General features: G+C 69.8%; 21 protein-coding genes and 1 pseudogene. 16 read left to right on the forward strand and 6 right to left on the reverse strand.

All coding sequences use genetic code 11. The annotated features are described in order from the left end of the window. The 3 genes from OG841_RS10595 to OG841_RS10605 all read left to right on the forward strand — a co-directional run bounded on the left by OG841_RS10595 (position 1) and on the right by OG841_RS10605 (position 2,659). Complete coding sequence (locus OG841_RS10595; protein WP_328641650.1) at positions 1 to 894, forward strand: dihydrodipicolinate synthase family protein; 894 nt, start codon at positions 1 to 3, stop codon at positions 892 to 894. A 20-nt stretch (positions 895 to 914) separates the two neighbouring features. Beyond that, positions 915 to 1,916: a proline racemase family protein gene (locus OG841_RS10600; protein WP_328641649.1), complete on the forward strand. Its 1,002-nt coding sequence runs from the start codon at positions 915 to 917 to the stop codon at positions 1,914 to 1,916. A gap of 65 nt (positions 1,917 to 1,981) precedes the next feature. Beyond that, positions 1,982 to 2,659: a GntR family transcriptional regulator gene (locus OG841_RS10605; RefSeq protein ID WP_057610980.1), complete on the forward strand. Its 678-nt coding sequence runs from the start codon at positions 1,982 to 1,984 to the stop codon at positions 2,657 to 2,659. A 30-nt stretch (positions 2,660 to 2,689) separates the two neighbouring features. Here OG841_RS10605 and OG841_RS10610 read toward each other — a convergent pair whose 3' ends face one another. From OG841_RS10610 to OG841_RS10625, 4 genes are all read right to left on the reverse strand, one after another. Continuing rightward, entirely contained in the window at positions 2,690 to 4,168 is a 1,479-nt protein-coding gene (locus tag OG841_RS10610) for a cellulose binding domain-containing protein (protein WP_371564581.1), read from the reverse strand. 352 nt (positions 4,169 to 4,520) lie between these two features. Next, complete coding sequence (locus OG841_RS10615) at positions 4,521 to 5,840, reverse strand: radical SAM protein (RefSeq protein WP_266557771.1); 1,320 nt, start codon at positions 5,838 to 5,840, stop codon at positions 4,521 to 4,523. A gap of 62 nt (positions 5,841 to 5,902) precedes the next feature. Further along, positions 5,903 to 6,601, reverse strand: a complete 699-nt coding sequence (locus tag OG841_RS10620) for a pyridoxamine 5'-phosphate oxidase family protein (RefSeq protein WP_371564583.1) — start codon at positions 6,599 to 6,601, stop codon at positions 5,903 to 5,905. Between the two features lie 59 nt (positions 6,602 to 6,660). After that, the gene (locus tag OG841_RS10625) at positions 6,661 to 7,668 is read right to left on the reverse strand and encodes a hydroxyacid dehydrogenase (RefSeq protein ID WP_371564585.1); all 1,008 of its coding nucleotides are present in this window, start codon (positions 7,666 to 7,668) and stop codon (positions 6,661 to 6,663) included. Between the two features lie 142 nt (positions 7,669 to 7,810). Here OG841_RS10625 and OG841_RS10630 point away from each other — a divergent pair, with 142 nt between their 5' ends. Next, positions 7,811 to 8,386 (forward strand): IS607 family transposase, encoded by a 576-nt coding sequence (locus OG841_RS10630; protein WP_328641645.1) that lies wholly within the window; start codon positions 7,811 to 7,813, stop codon positions 8,384 to 8,386. A gap of 29 nt (positions 8,387 to 8,415) precedes the next feature. Next, positions 8,416 to 8,469, forward strand: a pseudogene (locus OG841_RS10635) (hypothetical protein); the annotation flags it as partial. Between the two features lie 89 nt (positions 8,470 to 8,558). On the opposite strand, the gene OG841_RS10640 reads toward OG841_RS10635, so the two are convergent. Next, positions 8,559 to 8,732 (reverse strand): hypothetical protein, encoded by a 174-nt coding sequence (locus tag OG841_RS10640; RefSeq protein WP_371564590.1) that lies wholly within the window; start codon positions 8,730 to 8,732, stop codon positions 8,559 to 8,561. A gap of 104 nt (positions 8,733 to 8,836) precedes the next feature. On the opposite strand from OG841_RS10640, the gene OG841_RS10645 reads away from it, so the two are divergent. The 11 genes from OG841_RS10645 (at position 8,837) to OG841_RS10695 (ending at position 23,449) form a co-directional block, all read left to right on the forward strand. Then, positions 8,837 to 9,841: an RNA-guided endonuclease TnpB family protein gene (locus OG841_RS10645; protein WP_371564592.1), complete on the forward strand. Its 1,005-nt coding sequence runs from the start codon at positions 8,837 to 8,839 to the stop codon at positions 9,839 to 9,841. Between the two features lie 99 nt (positions 9,842 to 9,940). Then, a complete protein-coding gene (locus OG841_RS10650) occupies positions 9,941 to 11,194 on the forward strand; it encodes a D-arabinono-1,4-lactone oxidase (RefSeq protein ID WP_371564594.1) in 1,254 nt (417 codons plus the stop codon). 114 nt (positions 11,195 to 11,308) lie between these two features. Next, entirely contained in the window at positions 11,309 to 12,553 is a 1,245-nt protein-coding gene (locus OG841_RS10655; RefSeq protein WP_326662660.1) for an ROK family transcriptional regulator, read from the forward strand. Positions 12,554 to 12,589: 36 nt separating this feature from the next. Then, positions 12,590 to 14,434, forward strand: coding sequence for a glycoside hydrolase (locus tag OG841_RS10660; RefSeq protein ID WP_328641642.1), 1,845 nt, complete (start codon positions 12,590 to 12,592; stop codon positions 14,432 to 14,434). 230 nt (positions 14,435 to 14,664) lie between these two features. Further along, positions 14,665 to 15,927, forward strand: coding sequence for an ABC transporter substrate-binding protein (locus tag OG841_RS10665; protein ID WP_328641641.1), 1,263 nt, complete (start codon positions 14,665 to 14,667; stop codon positions 15,925 to 15,927). 20 nt (positions 15,928 to 15,947) lie between these two features. Continuing rightward, the gene (locus OG841_RS10670) at positions 15,948 to 16,916 is read left to right on the forward strand and encodes a carbohydrate ABC transporter permease (RefSeq protein ID WP_328641640.1); all 969 of its coding nucleotides are present in this window, start codon (positions 15,948 to 15,950) and stop codon (positions 16,914 to 16,916) included. Then, entirely contained in the window at positions 16,913 to 17,779 is an 867-nt protein-coding gene (locus OG841_RS10675) for a carbohydrate ABC transporter permease (protein ID WP_328641639.1), read from the forward strand. The genes OG841_RS10670 and OG841_RS10675 overlap by 4 nt, the downstream gene beginning before the upstream one ends. A 27-nt stretch (positions 17,780 to 17,806) precedes the next feature. Continuing rightward, positions 17,807 to 20,671, forward strand: a complete 2,865-nt coding sequence (locus OG841_RS10680) for a glycoside hydrolase family 2 TIM barrel-domain containing protein (RefSeq protein ID WP_365122159.1) — start codon at positions 17,807 to 17,809, stop codon at positions 20,669 to 20,671. Positions 20,672 to 20,821: 150 nt separating this feature from the next. Continuing rightward, positions 20,822 to 21,838: an ABC transporter ATP-binding protein gene (locus tag OG841_RS10685; RefSeq protein ID WP_371564599.1), complete on the forward strand. Its 1,017-nt coding sequence runs from the start codon at positions 20,822 to 20,824 to the stop codon at positions 21,836 to 21,838. Position 21,839: 1 nt separating this feature from the next. After that, positions 21,840 to 22,643: an ABC transporter permease gene (locus tag OG841_RS10690; protein WP_371564600.1), complete on the forward strand. Its 804-nt coding sequence runs from the start codon at positions 21,840 to 21,842 to the stop codon at positions 22,641 to 22,643. A 5-nt stretch (positions 22,644 to 22,648) separates the two neighbouring features. Continuing rightward, positions 22,649 to 23,449 (forward strand): ABC transporter permease, encoded by an 801-nt coding sequence (locus tag OG841_RS10695; protein ID WP_328641636.1) that lies wholly within the window; start codon positions 22,649 to 22,651, stop codon positions 23,447 to 23,449. A 27-nt stretch (positions 23,450 to 23,476) separates the two neighbouring features. Here the strand turns inward: OG841_RS10695 and OG841_RS10700 are convergent, their stop codons facing one another. Further along, positions 23,477 to 24,742 carry an MFS transporter gene (locus OG841_RS10700; protein WP_328641635.1) on the reverse strand — a complete coding sequence of 422 codons (1,266 nt, stop codon included), beginning with the start codon at positions 24,740 to 24,742 and terminating at the stop codon, positions 23,477 to 23,479.

Raw genomic sequence — 24,742 nt, forward strand, 5'->3', positions numbered from 1 at the left:
ATGACCGCCAGCCTTCGTCCGTGGCGCGGAGTGCTCGTCGCCACCGCCCTCCCGTTGAACGACGACCTGTCGGTGAACTACGAGAAGTACGCCGAACACTGCGCCTGGCTGGTCGAGAACGGCTGCGACGGCGTCGTACCGAACGGCTCGCTCGGCGAGTACCAGGTGCTCACCCCCGAGGAGCGGGCCAAGGTCGTCGAGACGGCCGTGGCCGCCATCGGCGGTGAGCGGGTGATGCCGGGCGTCGCCGCGTACGGCTCGGCGGAGTCCCGCCGCTGGGCCGAGCAGGCGCGTGACGCGGGCTGTGCGTCCGTGATGCTGCTGCCGCCCAACGCCTACCGCGCCGACGAACGGTCGGTCCTCGCGCACTACGCCGAGGTCGCGAAGGCGGGTCTGCCGATCGTGGCGTACAACAACCCCATCGACACCAAGGTCGACCTGGTGCCGGAGCTGTTGGCCGAACTGCACGCCGAGGGATACATCCGCGCGGTCAAGGAGTTCTCCGGTGATGTCCGCCGCGCCTACCAGCTGGCCGAACTCGCCCCGGAGCTGGACCTGTTGATCGGCGCCGACGACGTCCTGCTGGAACTCGCCCTCGCCGGGGCCAAGGGGTGGGTGGCCGGCTACCCGAACGCGCTGCCCAGGGCCTCCGTCGAGTTGTACCGGGCAGCCGTGGCCGGCGACCTCGGCACCGCGAGGAAGCTGTACGAGCAGCTGCACCCGCTGCTGCGCTGGGACTCCAAGGTCGAGTTCGTACAGGCGATCAAGTTGTCGATGGACATCGCCGGCCGGCACGGCGGGCCCGTGCGTCCGCCGCGCGTCCCCCTGCTGCCCGGGCAGGAGGCCGTCGTGCGGGCCGCCACGGAGAAGGCCGTCGCCGCGGGACTCGTCTAACTCGTCAAGGAGAGCGGACCATGCGCAGCACACTCGTCCTGCACGCCGTCGACTCGCACACCGAGGGCATGCCCACCCGCGTGATCACCGGCGGCATCGGCACGATCCCCGGCGCGACCATGAACGAGCGCCGGCTGTACTTCCGTGAGCACCGCGACGACATCAAGCAGCTCCTGATGAACGAGCCGCGCGGGCACTCGGCGATGAGCGGCGCGATCCTCCAGCCGCCGACCCGCCCCGACTGCGACTGGGGTGTCGTGTACATCGAGGTCTCGGGCTATCTGCCGATGTGCGGACACGGCACGATCGGGGTGGCGACCGTGCTGGTGGAGACCGGCATGGTCGAGGTCGTCGAGCCGGTCACCACGATCCGGCTCGACACCCCGGCGGGCCTGGTCGTCGCCGAGGTCGCGGTGGAGGACGGCAGGGCGAAGCACGTCACGCTGCGGAACGTGCCGTCCTTCGCCGTCGCCCTCGACCGCGAGATCGCACTGGCCGACGGGCGGACGGTGACATATGACCTGGCGTACGGCGGCAACTTCTACGCCATCCTGCCGTTGGACCGGTTCGGGCTGCCCTTCGACCGGACCCGCAAGGACGACATCCTGAAGGCGGGGCTGTCCCTCATGGAGGCGATCAACACCGAGGAGGAGCCCGTCCACCCCGAGGATCCCTCCATCCGCGGCTGTCACCACGTCCACCTGGTCGCGCCCGGCGCGACCGCCCGCCACTCCCGGCACGCGATGGCCATCCACCCCGGCTGGTTCGACCGCTCCCCCTGCGGCACCGGCACCAGCGCGCGCATGGCCCAGCTCCATGCGCGCGGCGAACTCCCGTTGCACACCGAGTTCGTGAACGAGTCCTTCATCGGGACGCGGTTCACGGGCCGGCTCCTCGGCACCACCGAGGTGGCGGGCCGCCCCGCCGTCCTGCCCAGTTTCACCGGGCGGGCGTGGATCACCGGCACGGCGCAGTACCTGCTCGACCCGACCGATCCGTTCCCGGCGGGATTCGTCCTGTGAGCCCCGAGGGCGTCGAGGATAATGCCGGGTGCCGCGTGACATTGCACCACTAGGAGATGCCCCTCATGGCCGCCCAGCGATCCAGCACCCCCGCTCTGCCCGTTCTCGGCGGCAAGAAGAGCAGCTACCGGGAGCGGGTCGCCGACGCCCTGCGGGCCGCGCTGATCGCGGGCGAACTGCTGCCGGGTCAGGTGTACTCGGCGCCCGCGCTCGCCGCCCGCTTCGGTGTGTCGGCCACCCCCGTGCGTGAGGCCATGCTCGACCTCGCCAAGGAGGGCCTGGTCGACACCGTGCCCAACAAGGGTTTCCGGGTCACCGCGGTCTCCGAGAAGCAGCTCGACGAGTACACCCACATCCGCTCGCTCATCGAGATCCCCACCGTCGTGGAGCTGGCCTCGACCGCCGACCCGGTCTCCCTGGAGGCGCTGCGTCCCGCCGCCCGGGAGATCGTCCAGGCGGCGGTGTCCGGTGACCTCATCGCGTACGTCGAGGCCGACACCCGCTTCCACCTCGGCCTGCTCGCCCTCGCGGGCAACGCCCATCTGGTCGAGGTGGTCGGCGACCTGCGCAAGCGGTCACGGCTCTACGGCCTCACCCCGCTGGTGAAGTCCGGCCGCCTGCTGGCCTCCGCCGAGGAGCACCTGGAACTCCTCGACGCGCTGATCGCCCGCGACGAGAGGGCGGTCCATGCGGTGATGACCCGGCACATCGGGCACGTCCGGGGGCTGTGGGCGGCGAAGTAGGCGCGACAGCCCCCTGCGGAACCGAAGGTGTCAGGCCTTCACGCACTCCCGCCCGTTGAGGGAGAAGTCGTACGCCGGGGCGTTCCTGCCCTGCCAGGTGGCGAGGAAGCCGAGGGAGAGCGAACCGTCCGCGGGGACGGACTTGTTGTAGTCGGCGGCGCTCGCGGTGACCTTCGCGCCGCTCTGGGTGAAGCTCCCGTCCCACATCTGCGTCACCTTCTGGCCGTCCTTGAAGGACCAGGTGACCCGCCAGTCGCTGAGCGCCTCGGTGGTGGTGACGGTGACGGCGCCCTGGAAGCCGTCGGGCCACTGGTTGACGAGGGTGTACTCGACCTGGCAGGACGGCGTGACGCTCTCGCCGGGCTCCGGTTCCTCGGCACCGGCGGAGGAGGTCCCCTGGGGTTCCGGGTCGGAGTTCTTCGCGCCCGTGGACTCGGACGGGTTCCCGCTGGGCGTCTGCGACGGGTGCGCCGAGCCGGGCGCCCGGGACGTGGCGGCGGGGACGGACGAGCTGGGGTTGGCCACCGGCTCACCGTCGGCGGAGGTACCGGTGCCGGGCTTGGCGGCACTGTTCCCCGTGTCGTCGCCCGGCATCATCGAGACGGCGAGGGCGAGCAGGGAGACGAGGACGGCCGCGACGAGCAGTCCGTTGCGCACGACCTTCGCCTTGTGCGCCCCGGGGTTCGGGGGCCCGCTCTCCAGTGCCTCCGGGCGTCGGGCGCCAAGGCGTACCTCGGCGGCCCGGCGGCGGCGCTCCAGATAGGCGAGCCCGCCCCAGCCGATCACCCCGCCCGCGAGGGCCGCGGGCAGCCCGCCGCCCTGCAGTCGAAGACAGGCGGCGGCCTCCGCGCACTGCCGGCATCTCGCGAGGTGGCGGGAGAGGTCGTCCGGGGTCTCGCCGGAGGTGGATCGGGTGACCGCGTCCAGCAGCCGGGCGTAGCTGCGGCACTGCGCGTCCATCGGCATGTCGAGATGGTTGCGGTGGCTGCGGTCCCGGAACAGACCGCGCACCTGGGCGAGTTCGTCGCCCACGGTGGCCGGGTCGAGGCCGAGCCGGCGGGCCACCGCGGACAGCGGCAGCGCCTCCACCTCGGCCAGCCACAGCAGTTCGGCGTCCGCTGCCTGCAGATCGCGCAGTCCGCGCAGCGCGATCGGCCGCTGGAGCGGCGGGCCGGTGTAGCGGGCGGCCTTGTCGGAATTGAGCCACAGCCGCAGATCGGGGTCGAGCCGGTGGCCCAGCCCCTGTGTCTCCCACTCCGCCGCCGTCGTGCGAACGGCGGTCAGCAGCAGGGGTATTCGGGGCAGCCGGGCCGGACGGCGGCCGACGCCCCGGGCGGCGGCCTCCGCCTCACGGACCTCGCGCATGCCGAGGGAGAACGCCTCCGTGGCCAGCTCGGTGGCGGCGGTGGAGCCGGCCGTGCACAGATCGGCGTACGACAGCACGGCATCCCAGCACTCGGAGAACAGCGCGGCCTCGGCGGCGTCCTGGGGGGTCGGCAGGTCGGGCATGGGTCTCCTGCATCCAAAGCGAGGTCAACTCGCCATACTGGCAAAGGAGTTGGGGGGAACCTCGCGGCAGGACAGGAGCCTTTCACGTCTCCCACACAACTGACAAGCAGGCTATTCAAATCGGTTACCGAGGGTTCGCGCCAGCGGTCGGAGCACATGACCGGGAGCGCTGTTACGAGAGTTATACGGAAAGAACGCCGGGAAATCTCGACACCGGGTGCAACTCATCGCGAAATGTGCGGAGCAGCGGCCACTACGGTCACCTTGTCGATAAATCATTCGGCACATCAGAGCGGGCCGCGGATCCCCAAGGTCTCCGCGGCCCGCGCCCGTCCGTTTCGGCGGTGAGGAGTTACACCTCGACCGGCTCCTGCGCCGGAAGGCTGTCCATGAAGGAGCTCACGGAGAAGACGGCACGACCGGGTCCGGGCGGGCCGTAGCCGGGGGGCGAGGACAGTCCGAAGTCGTCCATCGTCCGGCGATAGGCCTGGAGCAGCCGGATGTGGTACTCCAGCGGCGCGCCCTGCGGGTTGGCCTTGCCGAGCGGGGTCGTGGGCTCGGGGCACCACGTGGTGAAGCGGGGCGTGATCCCGTGCGACATGAAGAAGCGCAGGCCCTCCGTCGTGGACGCGATGGCCTCGTCGACCGTCTTGAAGCCGAACGGCTCGGCCATCTCCACGCCCGCCACGAAATTGGGGATCACATTGCGCGCGCCGAAGACCTCCGCCGAGTCCAGGATCCGCTTGTGCCACTCGTCCCGGCCGACGTACCGCTCCTTGCCCGGGCAGTACATCTTGAAGAGATACTCGTCCCACACCTCGTAGTTGGGGTGGTAGATCTGCACGCCGTAGTCCTTGAAGCGCTGCACGTCGTCCTTCGGCAGCGCCTGCGCGACGACCTTGCCGATCCAGCGGCCCGGGAAGTGCTCCTCGATGGCCTTCGCGTACATGCCGTAGAAGTCGGCCTCGTCACGGCCCTGGAGCTTCGAGGTGATCGCGCCGCCGGTGAGCGTGTAGGCGGTGGACACCTTGGCGGTGTCGTACCGGTTGATGATCTCGAGCGCCTCCAGGACCTCGTCCACGTCCTTGACGCCCGTGTACGGCCGCCCCGCCGCCTTGTGCTGGCGCCAGTTGTGGTTGATGTCGCAGTACTGGCACTCCTCCTTGGCGCCGAAGTACTGGCACACCCGGAAGACGGTCAGATAGATCAGGTAGCCCCACTGGATGGTCGGGGCGACCTCCATCACGGACTTCCCGTTGGAGAGCTTGTGCCGGTAGTACTCCGGCATCGGCGGCACACCCACGTCGGCGATCCGCTTGCCGTCGAGGTAGAGCCCGAGCATGCCGGAGTCGTCGGCCGCCACGCGGTAGGGCGAGGCGGGGTTCACCCGCACCGACACCACGGTCCGCCTGAGGTCGTACGGCCCGCCGGTGAGGATGATCTCCTCCGGCGGGCGCCGCAGCGCGGCCTCGCCGAGCTCCGGCAGGGTGCCGTGGTCGAAGGAGAAGATGAAGTACGACTTCGGCTTCATCTCCCCCGACTCGTTGTCGCTGAGGGCGGACGGGTCGAAGGCCACGCCACCTCGCAGCAGGTCCTCTTTGAAGACGGCTTCCCGCGGCACCTGCGGAAACCGCTCCATCAGATCCTCGACCAGCGCGGTACGGCTGCCCATCCCGTGTCTCCTCCCGGCTCAGACGTACGACCGACTCCTCACGGTATGCCCTCGCGCCGGCATCACCCGTGCCGGGTCCCCTCACGGCGAGCTATATGGGTGGGTACGGGCGTTTCCTGCGGCAGCAGCGGGTCGGGAACAGGCGCGTCCCAGGTCGAGGTGAGCGGAAGCACACCGGCCCACAGCCCCAGCGCCGCGTCGGGTCCCTCGCCGTCGTCGGGCGCACCGGTACGGATCTTGACGGAAGCCTCCTCGAGGGAGACGGCCAGCAGGGTGGTGGCCGCGAGTTCCTTGCGGCTCGGCTGCCGGGCGTACGCCCACTGACCCGGCGCCGCGTGGTCAGTCAGCCGGCGCAGGCCCGCGAGCTTCTCCTGCGGGTCGGTCACCCTGCGGGCCTCACCGTGGATCACGGCGCTGCGGTAGTTGACGCCGTGCTCGAAGACGGACCGCGCGAGGACCAGCCCGTCGACGTGCGTGACCGTGACACAGACCGGCGTACCGCCCGCGAGGCTGCGGCCGGCCACCGAGCCGTGCACGTACAGCTGTCGCTCGTCCCACCCGTACACCGTGGGCACGACCAGGGGCCGCCCCTCGACCACCACACCCAGATGACAGACGAAACCGGCGTCGAGGATCGCCTCCAGATCGGCCCGGTCCAGACTGCCCTGCTCGCGCAGGCGGCGATGCCGGGTGAGCTCGGTCTGCGGGAGGGAGGCGGGGAGGCGTTCGAGTCGAGGCTCGGGGCCGGATTCGGGGCTCATGACCAGGCAGGCTACCGACGCGTCAGGCCTGGCCCCTGACCAGTCAGGCCACCGAAGCGTCAGGCCCCGCGCTCCAGCGCGTCGAACGTCACCGGGAACGCCACCCTCGCCCCGGACACCACCCGTTCCGCCTCTTCCGCGACCGCCAGGCCCAGCCGCGCCAGTTCGTTGCCCTGCGACCCCGCGAGGTGCGGCGTGACGAAGGCACCCGGGAGCTCGTGCAGCGGCGAGTCGGCGGGCAGGGGCTCCGGGTCGGTGACGTCAAGGACCGCGGAGAGGCGGCCCGACCGCAGTTCCGCGACGAGGGCGTCCGTGGCGACGAGCGACCCGCGCGCGGTGTTGACCAGCACCGCTCCGTCCGGCATCAGTGCCAGTTCGCGGCGACCGATGAGATGCCGGGTCTCGGGGGTCTCCGGGGCGTGGACGGTCACGATCTCCGAGGTGCGCAGGAGCTCGTCCAGCGGCAGCAGCGGGACACCCAGCTCCGAGGCCGCGCTCTCGTCGACGTACGGGTCCGTCAGACTCACCGAGAGGTCGAACGGCCGCAGCAGCTCGATCACCTTCCGCCCGATCCGGGACGCCCCGATCACGCCGACCCGCCGCCCGTGGTTGCCGATGCCGGGCACGACCCCCCAGCCGGGAGGCGCCCCCTCGGTGCGCAACCGCTCCCGGCGCACGAAGACGTCCTTGCCGGCGAGCAGGATCACGGCGAGCGTGTACTCGGCGACGGGCACCGCGTTGGCCTCGGCCGCCGAGGACACGGCGATCCCGCGCCGCCAGACCTCGGGAGTGGCGAAGCCCTTGACCGAGCCGGCCGAATGCAGGACGGCCCGGAGTTTCGGGGCCGCGTCGAGGACGGCCGCGTCCAGGCGGGGGCAGCCCCAGCCGGTCACGAGGATCTCGGTGCGGGCCAGGACGTCCGCGAGCGCCGGGTCGGTGAGGTCCTCGGCCACCAGCCCGGGGTCGATCTCCACGGACTCCCGCAGCCGGGCCAGCACCTCGGGCGGGAAGACGAGCGGCACGTTCTCGGCGGTCATGGCGAACAGCGCCTGGGGTCGCTCGGGCAAGGTGGTGATCCTCCAGACCGACGGAAAGGTTGTAGAAAACGCTCTCTACGGTAGGCCCCGACAAATGAGGGGTGAAAGCTACTACAGATTTTCTAGTCATTCATAGTCATCCCTAGTCGTCTGCCTCACGTAACTTGGTCTCGTGAAGCTTTCGGAGTGGGCCCGTCAGCAGGGCGTGAGCTACCAGACCGCCTGGCGGTGGGTGAAGGACGGGAAGATGCCCGTCCCCGTTCGCCAGGCGCCGTCCGGGACGTGGTTGGTCGACGAGGTCGCCGTCCAGCCGTCCGGGCGTGTGGTGGCGTACTGCCGCGTGTCGTCCGTTGACCAGAAAGCCGATCTTGAGCGGCAGGCCGCCCGGGTCGTGTCCGGCGCGAACGGGCTGGGTCTGGCCGTCGCTGAGGTCGTCACCGAGGTGGGATCCGGGTTGAACGGGCGGCGCCGCAAGCTGCACCGGCTGCTGTCCGACCCGCAGACCGCGGTGATCGTGGTCGAGCACCGCGACCGGCTGGCCCGCTTCGGCGTCGAGCACCTGGAGGCCGCGCTGTCGGCGTCCGGGCGGCGCCTGGTCGTCCTCGACCCCACCGAGACCGCCGATGACCTGGTACGCGACATCACCGAGGTGCTCACCTCCCTGTGCGCCCGCCGGTACGGGCGGCGGGCAGCGAAGAACCGGGCCGCCCGCGCGGTGGCCGTAGCGACCGGCGAGGCCGCCGAGTGAAGAAGTTCCAGCCGCAGCCCGGGTTCGTGGTGCAGGCGTACCGCTTCGCACTGGACCCGAACGCCACCCAGGAGCATGCCCTGCGCTCGCACTGCGGCGCGGCGCGTGCCGCCTACAACTGGGCCGTCGGCTGGGTGAGCGCCTCCTGGTGGCAGCGCCGCGCGGAGGAGTCCTACGGCATCGGCGGGGCCGGGCTGACCAAGTGGCGGCCGTGGTCGCTGCCCGCGCTGCGGAAGGCGTTCAACGAGGCCAAGCACACCGATCCGAGGTTCGCCGCCTGGTGGGAGCAGAACTCGAAGGAGGCGTACTCCACCGGCCTGGCGAACGCGTCGGCCGCGTTCGACAACTACGCGAAGTCCAAGAGGGGCAAGCGGCGCGGCAAGCGGATGGGTGCGCCGCAGTTGAAGTCGAAGCGGAACCGCGCGCCTTGCCTGCCGGTTCACCACCGGCGTGATCCGCGTGGACACCGACGGCCGTCACGTCACTCTGCCCCGGCTGGGCACGATCCGCACCCACGAGCCCACCGTGAAGCTCCTCGCCCGCGTCCAGGCCGGGACGGCCCGGATCCTGTCCGCGACCGTGCGGCACGAGCGCGGACGCTGGTTCGTCTCGTTCCAGGCCGAGGTCAAGCGGGACCTCGAACCCGTGGCGCGGCCGGACGTGGCGGTCGGGATCGACCTGGGGGTGAAGTCCCTCGCGGTCATGGCCGACAGCACCGGCGAGATCCGCACCATCGCCAATCCCGGGCACCACGACCGGGCACGCAAGCACCTGCGCCGCGCCTCCCGCGTCGTCTCCCGACGGCAGGGCCCCGACCGGCGGACCGGGCAGAAGCCGTCGAAGCGGTGGGAGAAGGCCAACGCCGCCCGCAACAAGGTGCATCACCGGGTGGCCAACCTTCGCGCGGACGCCCTGCACAAGCTCACCACCGCCGTGGCGGCCGAGTACGGCACGGTCGTGGTCGAAGACCTCAACGTCGCCGGGATGCTCCGCAACCGGCGTCTCGCGCGAAGGATCGCCGACGCCGGGTTCGGGGAGATCCGCCGCCAGCTCACCTACAAGACCCGCCAGCGCCACGCCACCCGCACCATCGTGGCGGACCGCTGGTACCCCTCCTCGAAGACCTGTTCCGGGTGCGGCGCGGTGAAAGCCAAACTGCCGCTGCACGTGAGGACCTACCGGTGCGACGCCTGCGGTCTGGTCATCGACCGGGACGACAACGCCGCACTCAACCTCGCCGCGCTCGCGGCAGCCGCAACAACTGGTACCGGAGTGGCCGGAGACCAGGACACCGCCCCTGCGGTGTCGAAGCCTCGTGGAGCCGACCAGAAGACCCGCACCACCCGCCCCCGCCGCAAGGCGGAGGCGGGGCGGGCAGGTGGCGCAACCCTGCCGCACCAGCGGCAGACGGAAGCGAGAGACCGTACTCAAGCCGAAGCCCTCACGTTCTGGTGACGAGACGGACCTTCCCGGCGGAAACGTCCGGAATGCTGAGACCTGACTACGGTCTCGGTAACGGTCAACGCATACACACTTCCGGGAGGAACGACGGACATGTCGGAGACGATCACCAACTGGGCGGGGAACATCACCTACTCCGCCAGGGAACTGCACCGGCCGCACTCGCTCGACCACGTCGCCGCCCTGGTCGCGGGCAGCGCGAGCGTGCGGGTGCTGGGCAGCGGGCACTCCTTCAACGAGATCGCCGAGCCGGGCCCCGAGGGCGTGCTGCTGTCGATCGCCGACCTGCCGCCGGTGATCGACGTGGACACAGCGGCCCGTACGGTACGGGTCTCGGGCGGCGTCCGCTACGCCGAACTCGCCCGCCTGGTGTACACCCACGGCCTCGCGCTGCCCAACATGGCTTCGCTGCCGCACATTTCCGTGGCCGGCTCGGTGGCGACCGGCACCCACGGCTCGGGCGTGGGCAACGGTCCGCTCTCGTCGGCCGTGCGCGAGGTGGAGCTGATCACGGCGGACGGCTCCGTGCTGACCATCGGCCGGGACGACCCGCGCTTCGGCGGGGCCGTCACCTCGCTGGGCGCGCTCGGTGTCGTCACCGCGCTCACCCTGGACCTCGTGCCCTCCTTCGACGTGGAGCAGTACGTCTTCACCGAACTCCCCCTCGACGGGCTGGACTCGGCGACCTTCGGGACGGTCATGGGATCGGCGTACAGCGTCAGCCTGTTCACCGACTGGCGGGCGCCGGGCTTCCGGCAGGCCTGGGTCAAGCGGCGGACGGACCAGCCGCTCGCCGACTTCCCGTGGGCCGCGCCCGCCACCGAGAAGATGCATCCGGTGCCGGGGATGCCCGCGGTCAACTGCACCGAGCAGTTCGGGGTGGCGGGTCCCTGGCAGGACCGACTGCCGCACTTCCGGGCGGAGTTCACGCCGAGCAGTGGGGCGGAACTCCAGTCGGAGTACCTGCTGCCGCGTGAGCACGCCGTCGAGGCGCTGCACGCGGTGGACGGCATCCGGGACACGGTCGCCGGGGTGCTCCAGACCTGCGAGGTGCGGACGGTGGCCGCCGACGAGCAGTGGCTGAGCCCCTGCTACGGCCGGGACACCGTGGCCCTGCACTTCACCTGGATCGAGGACACCGCGGCCGTCCTGCCGGTGGTGCGCCGGCTGGAGGAGGCGCTGGACGCCTTCGACGCGCGGCCGCACTGGGGAAAGGTGTTCACCACACCCGCGGACCTGCTGCGCGAGCGCTACCCGAGGCTCGGCGACTTCCGCAAGCTGGCGCGTGAGCTGGACCCCGAGGGAAAATTCGCCAACGCCTTCGTCCGGACCGTACTCAGCGACTGACTTTATAAAGCCCCTTTCCTAACCCCTTGTACAAAGTCCCCGCTGCCCATAATCTTGCGCCGCGCCGGTGCCACTGTCGTCCCGGCATGAGCGAAGGGATGGGGGCCGGCCCCGATGAAGCGCACATCACGTGACATCCGCACCGCGAACCGCTACGAGGTGTTGCGCCAGATCATCGCCGAGTCACCCACCTCCCGGCAGGAACTGGCGGCGGCCACCGGGCTGAGCCTGGCCACGGTCGCCACGCTCGTGGGCGAGCTGCTCGACCTCCGCATGATCACGGAGGTCGGGTTCGAGGAGTCGGCGGGCGGGCGCCCCCGGGGGCTCGTGGCGGTCAACGCGTCGGGGGGCGCGTTGATCGGCGTGGACATCGCGGAGACGTACGTCCATGTCGAACTGTTCGACCTCGCACTGAACGTGCTGGCCCGCGCCGAGGAGGACGTCCGCCCCGGCGAGAGCCTCCCCGAGCAGCTGGTCGGCCATGTCGCCGCCGCCGTCGGCTCGGTGGTCACCCAGGCCGGGATCGAGGGCGCCCGGGTGCTCGGCGTCGGCGTGAGCGTGCCGGGGCAGGTGGACCGCGCCACCGGCATCTCGGAGTACGCCCCCAACTGGGACTGGCACGACGTGCCGCTGGTCGACCTGCTCTCCGAGTACATCGCCTACCCGCTCTACCTGGACAACCCGCTGCGTGCCGTCGCCGTGGCCGAGCTGTGGTTCGGGGCGGCGCGCGGGAGCGGGAACGCCGTGGTGGTCACCCTCGGGACCGGCGTGGGCGCCGGGCTCGTCCTGGGCGGCGCCCTGCATCGCGGTGTCTCCAACAGCGCCGGCGAGTGGGGCCACAACACGATCGTCCTGGACGGACGCCTGTGCCGCTGCGGCAACCACGGCTGCGTGGAGACGTACGTGGGAGCGCCCGGGATCATGCTGAACCTGCGGGAGCTGAGCCCCGACAGCGAGCTGCTGCACCCGGGCGACCAGACGGCGACGATCGCCGCGCTGGCCCGGGGGATGCTCACCCAGGACCCGGTCGCGGTCAAGGTCGTCCGGCACACCGCCCGTTACCTGGGCGCCTCCATCGCGCACCTGGTCAACCTGTTCAACCCCGAGGTGGTCGTGCTCAGCAGCTGGGTCGCGGCCGCCCTCGGCGAGCCCCTGGTCGCGGAGGTGCGCGAGGCCGTCGCCCGGCACGCGCTGCCCCGGCCGATGGCCGCCACCGAGATCGTCCTCTCCCCGATCCCGACGGACCCGGCGTGTCTGGGCGCGGCGACGTTCGCGCTCGAAGGGGCGCTCCAGTCGGTCGGACAGAGGTCTGCGAAACGCACCACCCCCGCAAGGACGAAGACGCACGACCCCCGCTAGGAGCCGTACCGCACCACCTTCATGACGACGGAAGGGATGCACGTGTCTCACCCCCACCGCACGAGATCGGCCCTGCTGACAGCCGCAGCCGCGTTCGCTGTCGCGGGACCCCTGATATCCGCCCCGCCCGCCTCGGCCGCCACCCCCACGGTGGCCGAGGTGTCCCCGCACGCCGCCCAGACCATCGACAACATCGGTGCCTCGGGCGCCTGGTGGGTCAACGACCTGAAGAACTTCGACCCGAAGGTCCAGGCCCGGGTGTCCAGGCTGCTGTTCTCCAAGGACGGCCTGGCGCTGAGCAGTTACCGCTACAACATCGGCGGTGGCGGCACCGGTGTGACCTACGCGCCGCGCGCCCCCGAGACCTTCGTCAAGGACGACGCGTCGTACGACTGGAGCAAGGACAAGGCGGGCCGTACGTTCCTGTACGCGGCCGCCAAGTACGGCGTGAAGGACCTGATCGCCTTCGTCAACAGTGCGCCGGCGCAGTGGAAGACCAACGCCAAGAGCTGCGGCGGTTATCTGAAGGCGGAGAACACGCAGGACTACGCCAGGTACGTCGCCGACGTCACCGACCACTTCGCGAAGCAGGGCGTGAAGTTCGACTACATCAGCCCCTTCAACGAGCCGACCAACAGCTTCGACGACTGCGGCCAGGAGGGCATGCTGGTGCCGGTCGACCAACGCGACGACATCGTGCGGGCGTTGGGCGCCGAGCAGCAGGCCCGGCACCAGCGGACCGGCATCATCGCGGACGAGTCCAGCTCCACGGTGAGCTTCAACACCGAGGTCCCGCAGTGGATCTCGCAGCCGGACACCGCCCAGTACGTCGACAAGCTCGCCCACCACACGTACAACAACCCGGGCGACGACCAGCGGGCGAAGATCTACGAGACGTCCAAGTCGGTCGGCAAGCAGTCCTGGTCCACGGAGATCTGCTGCTTCGGCAACGGCGGCACGGGCTGGGCGCAGGAGTACGACCCCACGATCGACGGTGGTCTGAACCTCTCCCGGATCATCTACAAGGACTTCGCGACCGCGCACGACTCGGCGTTCCAGTGGTGGGTCGCCCTCTCGGAGCAGATCGGCTCCGACCCCCTCGCGAAGAACAGCGAGGGCTGGAACGACGGCCTGATCTACTACGACCCGAACTACGCCACCAACGGCAACCAGACCCTGTACTACACCAAGCGCTACTACGCGCTCGGCCAGTACAGCAAGTTCGTCCGGCCGGGCTCGGTCGCCCACAACGTGACCGGCGTACCGGACGGCGTCGAGGTGTCGACGTACGACGACCACGGCAAGTGGGTCGTCGTGGTCAACAACCACAACACCACCGACACCGCGGTGAAGCTGCACTTCAACAGCAAGGCGCCGGTCCGTGCGAGCAAGGCCGTGCGGACGTCGGCGACCGAGAGCTGGGCGAACGTGGCGAAGCCGTCGGTCAAGGGCGGCACCGCCTCGGCGACCCTGCCGGCCCGGTCCATCACGACGTACGTCCTCGACCAGAAGGGCCACGGCACGTCGGCGGTCACGGGCGCGCTCCAGGGCAAGCAGTCCGGCAAGTGCCTGACCGCGAACGCCTCGGGTGCGGCGATCAGCAGCTGCACGGGCGGGTCCGAGCGGGTGTGGTCGTACGACGCGAAGGGCCGCCTGAAGGGCGTGAACGGCTATCTGACCGCGGGGAGGTCGGGGCTCACGACGAGCCCGGAAGCGACCCGTGACGGCAGCCAGCAATGGCTGCTGAACTCCAACGGCCAAGTCGTCAGTGAGGCGTCCGGCACCTGCCTGGACGTCGGCGGACAGGCGACGGCCGAAGGCAGCAAGGTCGGCCTGTGGTCCTGCAACGGCGGGACCAACCAGGCCTGGTTCAGGCAGTAACACAGCACATCCGCAAGGGGGTTGCGGGCCGCTGGTGCGGCGGCCCGCAACCCCGAGACGTCCGGTATCCCGAACGCCGCACAACGCTTCGAGCAGACTTCGTCCAACCCCTTGCCGAAGCCTTAGCCGAAGGTTAACGTCCCGCACCGCAGGTCCATTTGAGCCACCTGGCACTGAGCCGCAGAGCCATGGCACAGAGCCGCAGCCGTATTCGAGACAAGGACGTCAGCATGTCGGCATTGAGCAACAGCAACTGGAACCGTCGAAACGTTCTGCAGGCCGCGATGGGCCTGGCCGCCGCCGGCGGACTGGCCGCGTGCGGCGGGAACACCGGCCGGAGCAGCGGAGGATCGGGCGACGCGCTCACCCAGTACTTCCACGCCTACGGCGAGGCGGGCACGGAGCAGGCCATCAAGAAGTACGCGGCCGCGTACAAGAAGGCCGACGTCAGCACCAACTGGATCACGGGCAACAACTTCGAGTCCGCGCTCTTCGCGGCCCTGCTCACCAAGAAGGCGCCCGACGTCTTCGAGTTCCACCCGCAGCTCCAGCTCGTCAAGAGCGGCCAGGTGGCGGACCTGACCGACCTGATCGACCCGGTCAAGGACGACTTCAACCCGAACGACATCAAGTCCCACACGGTCGACGGGAAGATCTACGGGATACGGATGATCGACGACCCGCAGTTCTTCTACTACCGCAAGTCGATGTTCGAGAAGGCCAAGGTCGAGGTCCCCACCACCCTGGACGAGCTGATCGAGGCCGCCGCCAAGCTCACCACCGGCAAGGTCAAGGGCGTCTTCCTCGGCAACGACTTCACCGCGATCCAGAACGTCATCATCTGGTCCGCCGGTGCCGACACCATCAACGCCAACAACGAGATCGCCTACCACACGGATGGCGTCGCCGAGGGCCTCAAGCAGCTGCGCCAGCTGTTCACCAGCGGCAACGTGCTCCTCGACGCCCCGACCGACTTCTGGGACCCCTCGTCGCTCAACCAGGGTCTGTGTGCCATGCAGTGGGGTGGCATGTGGTCCATGCCGGCCATGCAGCAGGCGCTCGGCGACGACCTCGGCATCTTCCCGTTCCCGAAGATCGGGTCCGCCGGCAAGCAGTCCGTCTACAACGGCGGCTGGTCGATCTTCGTCAACGCCAAGGGCAAGAACGTCGAGGCCGCCAAGGAATACGTCAAGTGGCTGTGGATCGACCAGAAGCAGTACCAGGAGGACTGGGCCACCTCGTACGGCTTCCACATCCCGCCGCGCACCTCGATCGCCAACTCGGCCACCAAGCTCAAGACCGGCCTGCCCGCCGAGGGCGTGAAGCTCTTCACCGACTACGGCCACTTCGACAACATCGCCTACGACCAGACGATGCAGACCGCGTTCGCCGAGGTGATCGCGTCCTCCGTCCGTAAGAACGGCAACCCGGAGGCGGCGCTCGACACCTGCGACAAGAAGGTCAACGTCGAACTCAAGAAGCTGTTCGGATAGGCCGCAGGGAACCCCACGACATGTCGACCACCACCACGCGCGGGGTCGCCCAGCCCGCCCCGGCCAAGGCCTCCCCGGCCCGGCCGCGGCGGGGCCTGCGGGGCAACCCCACCTTCAACTTCTGGCTTTTCACCGGGCCCTTCCTCATCGGCCTGGTGATCTTCGTCTTCGTGCCGATCGGCTGGAGCATCTGGCTCAGCTTCTTCGACGCCCGCTACACGGTCACGCCGAGCCACTTCATCGGCTTCGACAACTACAAGCAGATCCTGACCAACAGCAACTTCCCCGACTCACTGCTGACGTTCAGCGTGTTCGCCGCGTTCATCGTGCCGACCACCTGGGCACTGTCGCTGGGTCTGGCGCTGCTGGTGCACCGGCTGCGGTTCATGCGGGCGTTCTTCCGCTCGGTGTTCTTCCTGCCGACCGCCGTCTCCTACGTGGCCGCGGCGCTCATCTGGAAGATGTCCATCTTCAGCGGTGTCCGCTTCGGCCTGATGAACACCGTCCTCGGCTGGTTCGGCGTCGAGAACATCGCCTATCTGGCCAACCCCAGCCCGCCCTGGTACTGGGTGGTCATCGTGAGCCTGCGTCTGTGGATCCAGTCCGGCTTCTACATGATCCTCTTCCTGGCGGCGCTGCAGAACATCCCGGGCGAGCTGTACGAGGCCGCGGCCATCGACGGCGCCAAGCCGGGCTGGCAGACCTTCCGGTACATCACGCTGCCGCAGCTGCGCGCCACCTCGACCGCCGTGATCCTGCTGCTGCTCATCGCCGCGTACCAGGCGTTCGACGAGTTCTTCAACATCATCGGGCAGAACGCGACCTGGGCCCAGACACCGCTCATGGAGCTCTACAAGACGGCCCTCGGTACCAGCCAGGACTACGGCGCCGGCAGCGCGGGCGCGGTCATCCTGTCGCTTCTCATCTGTCTCGTCACCCTGATCCAGGGCAAGTTCATGGGCTTCGGAAGGGGGGAGGAGGCCAAGTGACCACCACCGCACCTCAGCTCGGAAAGCAGCACAAGAAGGGTCGGGGCGTCCTCGGCAACGCGGGACTGTACGTAGCGGTCGGCATCGCCGCCCTGCTGTTCCTGATCCCCTTCTACCTGATCGTCCGCAACTCCCTCTCCACGGATCTTGAGATCACGGGCGAGCACTGGAAGGTGCTGCCCTCCTTCCAGTGGGGCAACGTCTCCGAGCTCTTCAACGACCCCACGGTCGAGTTCGGCCGCTCCTTGTGGAACTCGCTGGTGGTCGCCGTCCTGACCACCCTCGGCACACTTCTGATGTGCTCCCTCGCCGGTTACGGCCTGGCCCGCATCCCGTACAAGCACGCCGACAAGGTCTTCTACGCCGTCCTGGCGACCCTGATGGTTCCGACGGCCGTGACCTTCGTGCCCAGCTTCGTGCTGGTCTCGTCCCTCGGCTGGGTGGACACGTATCGTGGTCTGATCATCCCGGGCCTGTTCAGCGGTTTCACCTGCTTCCTGTTCCGGCAGTACTTCCTGGGATTCCCGAAGGAGCTGGAGGAGGCGGCACGCGTGGACGGGCTCGGCTACTGGGGCGCGTACTGGCGGATCGTCGTGCCCAACTCGCTGAACTTCTTCGCGGCCATCGCCACGATCACGTTCATCAGCGCCTGGAACTCCTTCCTGTGGCCCCTGGTCATGGGTCAGGACCCGAGTTCCTGGACCGTCCAGATCGCGCTCTCCTCCTTCATGACCAACCAGACCGTGAACTTCCACCTGATCTTCATGGCCGCCGCCATTTCCATCCTGCCCCTGGTGTTCGTGTTCCTCTTCCTCCAGCGCTGGCTGGTCCAGGGGATCGCGCAGACCGGCATCAAGGGCTGACGCCTCTCTCTCAGGACCTGGAGACCGATGTCTTTCCGCACGACCAGCGCTTTCGACTACGTCGAGGACGTCTCACCCGGCAGCGGGGCCCTCCCGCCCCGCGCCTGGTACGCCTCCTCCGACGCGAAGGCCCTGCCCCTCGACGGCGCCTGGCGCTTCCGGCTCTCGGCGACCGCCGACGCCGAGGACGACTCCTTCGCCGAGGAGGGATACGACGCCGACGGCTGGGCCGAGGTCACGGTCCCCGGGCACTGGGTCCTCCAGGGAGACGGGGCCTTCGGGCTGCCCATCTACACCAACCACCTCTACCCCTTCCCGGTGGACCCGCCGCACGTTCCGACGGAGAACCCGACCGGCGACCACCTGCGCGTCTTCGACCTGCCGGAGGACTGGCCCGCCGACGGCGACGCGGTCATCCGGTTCGACGGCGTCGAGTCCTGCGCCCGGGTCTGGCTCAACGGCACGGACATCGGTGAGTTCAAGGGCTCCCGCCTCGCGCACGAGTTCGCGGTCGGCCATCTGCTGAAGCCGAAGGGCAACGTCCTCGCGGTCCGGGTGCACCAGTGGTCGGCCGGGTCCTACCTGGAGGACCAGGACCAGTGGTGGCTGCCGGGCATCTTCCGTGAGGTGACCCTGCTGCACCGTCCGGCGGGCGCTGTCCTCGACTTCTTCGTGCACGCCTCCTACGACCACCTCACCGGCGAGGGCACCCTGCGGGTCGACTCCGACGTCGACGGACGGGTGCTCGTGCCTGCCCTCGACATCGATGTCGCCACCGGCGAGGCGGCTACCACCCTGGTGGCGCCGTGGAGCGCCGAGAGCCCCCGGCTCTACGACGGCGAACTGGTCACCGAGGGCGAGCGGGTCCCGCTCAGGATCGGCTTCCGTACGGTCGTCCTCGATGACGGTCTGATCAAGGTCAACGGCAAGGCGGTCCTGTTCAAGGGCGTCAACCGGCACGAGTGGCACCCCGAGAAGGGCCGCACCCTCGACCTGGAGACCATGCGCGAGGACGTGCTGCTGATGAAGCGGCACAACATCAACGCGGTGCGCACCTCGCACTACCCGCCGCACCCGGCCTTCCTGGACCTGTGCGACGAGTACGGCCTGTGGGTCATCGACGAGTGCGACCTGGAGACCCACGGCTTCACCGAGCAGGACTGGCGGGACAACCCCGTCGACGACGACCGCTGGACCCCGGCCCTCCTGGACCGCGCGGCCCGCATGGTCGAGCGGGACAAGAACCACCCCTCGATCGTCTTCTGGTCGCTGGGCAACGAGGCCGGCACCGGCCGCGGCCTGACCGCGATGGCCGAGTGGATCCACGGCCGCGACTCCTCGCGCCTGGTGCACTACGAGGGCGACTGGAACTGCCGGGACACGGACGTGTACTCGCGTATGTACGCGAACCACGCCGAGGTCGAGCAGATCGGCAAGGAGCTCGACGGCGGCACCCACAAGCGCCGCGCACTCCCCTTCATCCAGTGCGAGTACGGCCACGCCATGGGCAACGGCCCCGGTGGCATCGCTGACTACCAGGAGCTGTTCGAGAAGTACGACCGTCTCCAGGGCGGCTTCATCTGGGAGTGGATCGACCACGGCGTCAAGCACGCCGAGCTCGGTTACGCCTACGGCGGTGACTTCGGCGAGGAGCTGCACGACGGCAACTTCGTCTGCGACGGCCTGATCTTCCCGGACCGCACGCCCTCCCCCGGTCTGATCGAGTACAAGAAGGTCATCGAGCCGGTCCGCATCGACGGCGCCCAGGGCACCGTACGGATCACCAACACGTACGACTTCGCGGACCTGTCCGGGCTCGCCTTCGAGTGGTCGTACCAGGTGGACGGCGAGACGGTCGAGGCCGGCACGCTCTCGGTGCCCGCGCTGGCCCCCGGGGAGTCGGCGGACCTGAAGCTGCCGGAGCCGCCCGCGCACGAGGCCGCGGAGGCGCAGTGGACGGTGCGGGCGCTGCTGGCGTCCGACACGGTCTGGGCGCCGAAGGACCACGTCGTCGCGTGGGGCCAGTTCCCGGCCTCCTCAGGGGTACGGCCCTCCGTCGCGCCCACCGGCCGGCCGGTGCGCGGCGAGAAGCTGATCACCCTGGGCCCGGGGTCCTTCGACGGCCGTACCGGCGCCCTCAAGGCGATCGGCGGGGTCGCCGTCGAGAGCCCGCGGCTGGACGTGTGGCGGGCGACGACCGACAACGACGAGGGCACGGAGTGGGCCTCCGGCATCCGCTACAGCTCTCTGTGGCGGACCCTGGGCCTGCACAGGATGCGCCACCGGCTGGACTCGGTGGAACTCGGCGAGGACGCACTGACGGTCCGGACCCGGGTGGCGCCCGCCGCTCGTGAGGTGGGGCTCGCCGTCGGGTACCGCTGGACCTCGGACGGCTCGCGGCTTCGCCTGACGGTGTCCGTCGGCCCCGAGGGCGAATGGACCCAGCCGCTGCCGCGGCTCGGCATCCGGCTCGGACTGCCCGAGGCCGACCAGGTGAAGTGGTTCGGCGGTGGCCCCGGCGAGGCCTACCCGGACACCAGGAAGGCGTCCATGGTCGGGCGCTGGCAGGCGAGCGTGGACGAGCTGCAGACGCCGTATCTGCGCCCGCAGGAGAACGGCGCCCGCGCCGACGTCCGCTGGGTGGAGCTCGGCGGCCTGCGGATCGAGGGCGACCCGGAGTTCTCCTTCACCGCCCGGCGCTGGACGACCGAGCAGCTGGACGCGGCCGCCCACCTCACCGACCTCACCCCCGGTGACACGGTCTGGGTCAACCTCGACCACGGCCACCACGGCATCGGCTCGCAGTCCTGCGGACCGGGCCCGCTGCCGCAGTACCACCTGCGGGCCGAACCGGCGGAGTTCTCGTTCGTCTTCTCGGTCCTCCCCCGGTGACCTCCCTATGATCGATTAGTCCAATTCACCGGTGGATTAATCCATTGCCAGTGTGATCGGGATTCTGCGACGGTCATCGTGTACCCGCGGCCGGTCGGCCTTCCAAGCCGACCGGCCGCAACTCTTGTTCCCAACAAGGGAGTTCACAGCGTGCCCGGAAGCATCGAGGTTCGCGGCCTGTCCCGCACCTTCCACACCACCGTCCGTCGCCCCGGCCTCGCCGGCACCCTTCGCTCCCTGGTCAACCCGGAGCGGGTCGCCAAGCACGCCGTCTCGGACATCACCTTCGACGTGGCACCCGGCGAACTCCTCGCCCTGCTCGGCCCGAACGGCGCCGGCAAGTCCACCACCATCAAGGTGCTCACCGGCATCCTCACGCCCACCTCCGGCGAGGCCCGGGTGGCGGGCGTGGTGCCGTACCAGGATCGCGAACGCAACGCCCGTAACATCGGCGCGGTGTTCGGGCAGCGCACCCAGCTGTGGTGGGACCTGCCGGTGCGCGAGTCGTTCTCGATCCTCAGGGACATCTACGAGGTGCCGAAGGCCGAACACGCCGCGCGCCTCAAGGAGTTCGACGACATCCTGGAACTCTCCACGTTCTGGGACACCCGGGTGCGCCATCTCTCCCTCGGCCAACGGGTGCGCTGCGACCTGGCCGCCGCGCTGCTGCACGATCCGCCGGTCGTCTTCCTCGACGAGCCGACCATCGGCATGGACGTGGTGGTCAAGGAGCAGGTGCGGGAGTTCCTGCGCCACCAGGTGGAGGAGCGCGGCCGTACGGTCCTGCTGACCACCCACGACATGACCGAGGTCGAGCGGCTCGCCGAGCGGGTCGTCCTGATCAACCACGGCAGGCTGGTCCTCGACGGCAGCCTCGACGAGATCCGCCGCAGGTTCGGGTCCACCTGGCAGGTCCGCGCTACCTTGGCCGACGCGCACACGGAGGTCGTCCCGCTGCCGGGGATCGCGGTGCTGCGCAAGGAGGGGCCCCAGGTCGTGTTCGGCCCCGAGAGCCCCGACGGGCCGGACTCCCCCACCGTGCACCAGGCCCTGAAGGCGGTCATCGAGCGGTACGAGGTGACGGGCGTCGCCATCGACGAGGCCGACCTCGAAGACGTGATGCGGGCGGCCTACGTCCACGCGGAACCCGCGACCGAGGCGGTCTGACATGGCCGTCCTGCACGCCTGGCGCGCCGCCCGCGTCACCCCGCTCGGCGAGCTGCACGCACCGCCCCGGATGACGGCCGTGCTGGTCCGCCTGGCCGTCCAGGTGGTGCTGGTGGCCTCCCTGTGGCACGGCCTGTACGCACACACCGGCACCACCGCGGGCCTCACCGAGGGCCAGGCCGTCACGTATGCCGTGCTGGCCGTACTCGCCTCCCGCCTCAGGGAGTTGGACCAGTACGCGGGCCGGGACACCGTGCTCCAGCACATGCACTTCGGCACGATCGTCTACTGGTATCTGCGCCCGCTGCCGCCCCAGCGCTACCACGCTCTGCGCGCGCTGGGCGAGCAGGTGTACGGCTTCGCGTGGGCGCTCGGCGGCTACCTGGTCTGCCTGGCGGCCGGGGTGGTGGACCCGCCCAGGTCGGCAGCCGTGGCAGGGGTGTTCGCGCTGAGCCTGTTCCTGGGCCAGTGCGTCCTGTACTTCGTGCTGCTCACCCTGGACCAGCTGTGCTTCTGGACGGTCCGCAACAACGCGGCGATGCTGATCCTGATCTTCGCGCAGAACCTGCTGTCCGGTGTGTACGCGCCGCTGTGGTTCTTCCCGGACTGGTTCATCACACTGAGCGGATTCCTGCCGTTCCAGGCCACGTTGAGCGTGCCGTTGTCGATCTACATCGGGCGCATCCCGCTCTCCGACGCCTTCGAACAGCTGGCGATCCAGGCGTTCTGGGTGGTGGCGCTCTTCCTGTTCACCCGTTTCCTGTGGCGGCGGGCCGCCCGCCGCGTCATCTCCCAAGGAGGCTGAGGCCAGTGAACGGCATGCGGATCGCGTGGCGCGTCACGCGTCTCAACTTCCGTGCCCAGCTGGAGTACCGCACCGAGTTCCTGCTGATGATAGCGATCGGCGCGATCTGGCAGGTGTCGGTGATCGTGTTCGCCACCGTGCTGCTGACCCGGTTCACCGGGATGGGCGGCTGGGACAGCTCGGAGGTCCTGCTGATCCCGGCGACGAGGATGCTCGCGCACGCGCTGTTCGTCCTGCTGCTGGGCCGGGTGCACGGCGCGGGACGGCAGATCCAGGAGGGCAGGATCGACATCTACCTGACCCGCCCGATGCCGGTGTACCGCCAACTCCAGCTGGCCTTCTTCCCCACCAACGCGATCGGCGACCTGACGGTCGCGGTGGGCCTGATGGTCGGCGCGCTGAGCCGCAGCCATCTGGACTGGACACCGGGCCGTATCTCCTACCTGATCGCCGCCATCGTCGGCGGCATGTTCCTGGAGGCGGCCCTCTTCACGGCGATCACCTGCGCCGGCCTGCGCTTCCCGGCCGCGGACTACTGGAGCCGCTGGCTGGAGGAACTCCTCGGCACCTTCGGCAGCTACCCCCTCAACGTCCTCCCGAAGGCGGTCGGCGGCCTCCTCACCTACGGCCTCCCCCTCGCCTTCGTCGCCTACTTCCCGGCAGCGGTCCTGACCGGCCACGGCCACGACACGGGCGTCCCGTACTGGCTGGCGGCGGTGTCGCCGCTGCTGGGGGTGGTGGCGTACCTGGGGTCGCGGGTGCTGTGGCGGTGGAGTCTTCGGCATTATGCGGGGGTGAACGGGTGACGGCGGGCCCTGCCGGCGGACGCGGTGTCAGGCCCGCCGGACGGGGGTGAACAGGGCCGCCGTGATCGCGATCAGCACGCAGCACGCGCCGGCGGCCACGCCGACCGGGGCCGTGCCCTGGTGTTCGGCGGCCCAGGTGAGGACGGCCGCGCCGATCGGGGCCGCCGAGTAGTGCAGGGTCCAGAAGGCGGCGGTGACCCGGCCCAGGAGCGGTTCCGGGGTGACCTCCTGGCGCAGGGACATGGAGCAGGTGCCCGCCACGGCGACGCAGGCCAGGAAGGCGGCGCTCAGGGCCGCGACGACGGGCACGTCCCGCGCCCAGCCCATGCCGGCGAAGGCGAGCCCGCACACCGCGACCGCGGCCGACCAGGTCACGCCGAAGCCGAGCCGGCGGCGGGCCCGGGCCACCAGCAGGGCGCCGGTGATCGTTCCGAGGGCGCCGACGGCCATGACGGTGCCGACCGTGCCGTCGCCGTGGCCCAGGTCGTGCTTGAGGTGGTAGATGATCAGGTCGTTCAGGCCGAAGGTGAGGAAGCTGAAGACGAACAGCAGCGCGGTGAGCGCACGCAGCACGGGGTGGCCGCGCAGGAAGGTCGCCCCGGTGCGCAAGTCCCGCCACAGACCGGTGCGTTCGCCGTCGGCTGCGACGGGCCGCGCCCGGAACCGTACGAAGGCCGTGCACAGCGCCGACACCCCGAAGCTCACGGCGTTCACCCCGACGGCGGCGGCCGGTCCGGTCCACGCGGCCACCATGCCCGCGCACAGCGGGCCCAGGACGCCGGCCGCCGCCGCGGTCGCGTTCAACCGCCCGTTGGCCTCGGTCAGTTGCCCGGTCCCGACGAGACTCCGTACGACGGTGACGTAGCCGACGGCGAACAGTGTGCCGACGGCCTCGCACAGCGGCAGGACCGCGTACAGCAGCCAGACCTGCGGCCCGAGCAGCCAGACCACCGGGATCACGCCGTACAGCACCAGGCGTACCAGGTCACAGCCGATCAGCAGCCGACGTCGGTCGACCCGGTCCACCACGACCCCGGCGAACACCGCCGCCACGACCGCGGCCGCGCCGCCCACCGCCGTCAGCAGCCCCATCCGGGCGAGGGAGCCCGTGGCCTCCAGCACCAGCAGGGGCAAGGCGATCAGGGCGAAGGAGTCGCCGAGGACGGAGAGGGTCTGGGCGGCCCAGAAGACGGCGAAGTCCCGTTGCCGCCACAGCGGGCGCGGCTTGTCGTCGGACGGTGGGGTAGCCGTACGGCCATCGGACTCTCCGTCACGCCGCGCCTCGTACGCCAT

The sequence above is a fragment of the Streptomyces canus genome (assembly GCF_041435015.1).
GTDB classification, from domain to species: Bacteria; Actinomycetota; Actinomycetes; order Streptomycetales; family Streptomycetaceae; genus Streptomyces; species Streptomyces canus_G.

What these genes read in the sequence shown, in the direction of transcription:
- OG841_RS10660 (WP_328641642.1), top strand. Translation starts at nt 12,590, where the DNA reads ATGCACGTGTCTCACCCCCACCGCACGAGATCGGCCCTGCTGACAGCC.
- OG841_RS10670 (WP_328641640.1), top strand. Translation starts at nt 15,948, where the DNA reads ATGTCGACCACCACCACGCGCGGGGTCGCCCAGCCCGCCCCGGCCAAG.
- OG841_RS10595 (WP_328641650.1), top strand. Translation starts at nt 1, where the DNA reads ATGACCGCCAGCCTTCGTCCGTGGCGCGGAGTGCTCGTCGCCACCGCC.
- OG841_RS10650 (WP_371564594.1), top strand. Translation starts at nt 9,941, where the DNA reads ATGTCGGAGACGATCACCAACTGGGCGGGGAACATCACCTACTCCGCC.
- OG841_RS10615 (WP_266557771.1), bottom strand. Translation starts at nt 5,840, where the DNA reads ATGGGCAGCCGTACCGCGCTGGTCGAGGATCTGATGGAGCGGTTTCCG.
- OG841_RS10610 (WP_371564581.1), bottom strand. Translation starts at nt 4,168, where the DNA reads ATGCCCGACCTGCCGACCCCCCAGGACGCCGCCGAGGCCGCGCTGTTC.
- OG841_RS10600 (WP_328641649.1), top strand. Translation starts at nt 915, where the DNA reads ATGCGCAGCACACTCGTCCTGCACGCCGTCGACTCGCACACCGAGGGC.
- OG841_RS10605 (WP_057610980.1), top strand. Translation starts at nt 1,982, where the DNA reads ATGGCCGCCCAGCGATCCAGCACCCCCGCTCTGCCCGTTCTCGGCGGC.
- OG841_RS10680 (WP_365122159.1), top strand. Translation starts at nt 17,807, where the DNA reads ATGTCTTTCCGCACGACCAGCGCTTTCGACTACGTCGAGGACGTCTCA.
- OG841_RS10700 (WP_328641635.1), bottom strand. Translation starts at nt 24,742, where the DNA reads ATGGCGTACGAGGCGCGGCGTGACGGAGAGTCCGATGGCCGTACGGCT.
- OG841_RS10620 (WP_371564583.1), bottom strand. Translation starts at nt 6,601, where the DNA reads ATGAGCCCCGAATCCGGCCCCGAGCCTCGACTCGAACGCCTCCCCGCC.
- OG841_RS10665 (WP_328641641.1), top strand. Translation starts at nt 14,665, where the DNA reads ATGTCGGCATTGAGCAACAGCAACTGGAACCGTCGAAACGTTCTGCAG.
- OG841_RS10690 (WP_371564600.1), top strand. Translation starts at nt 21,840, where the DNA reads ATGGCCGTCCTGCACGCCTGGCGCGCCGCCCGCGTCACCCCGCTCGGC.
- OG841_RS10655 (WP_326662660.1), top strand. Translation starts at nt 11,309, where the DNA reads ATGAAGCGCACATCACGTGACATCCGCACCGCGAACCGCTACGAGGTG.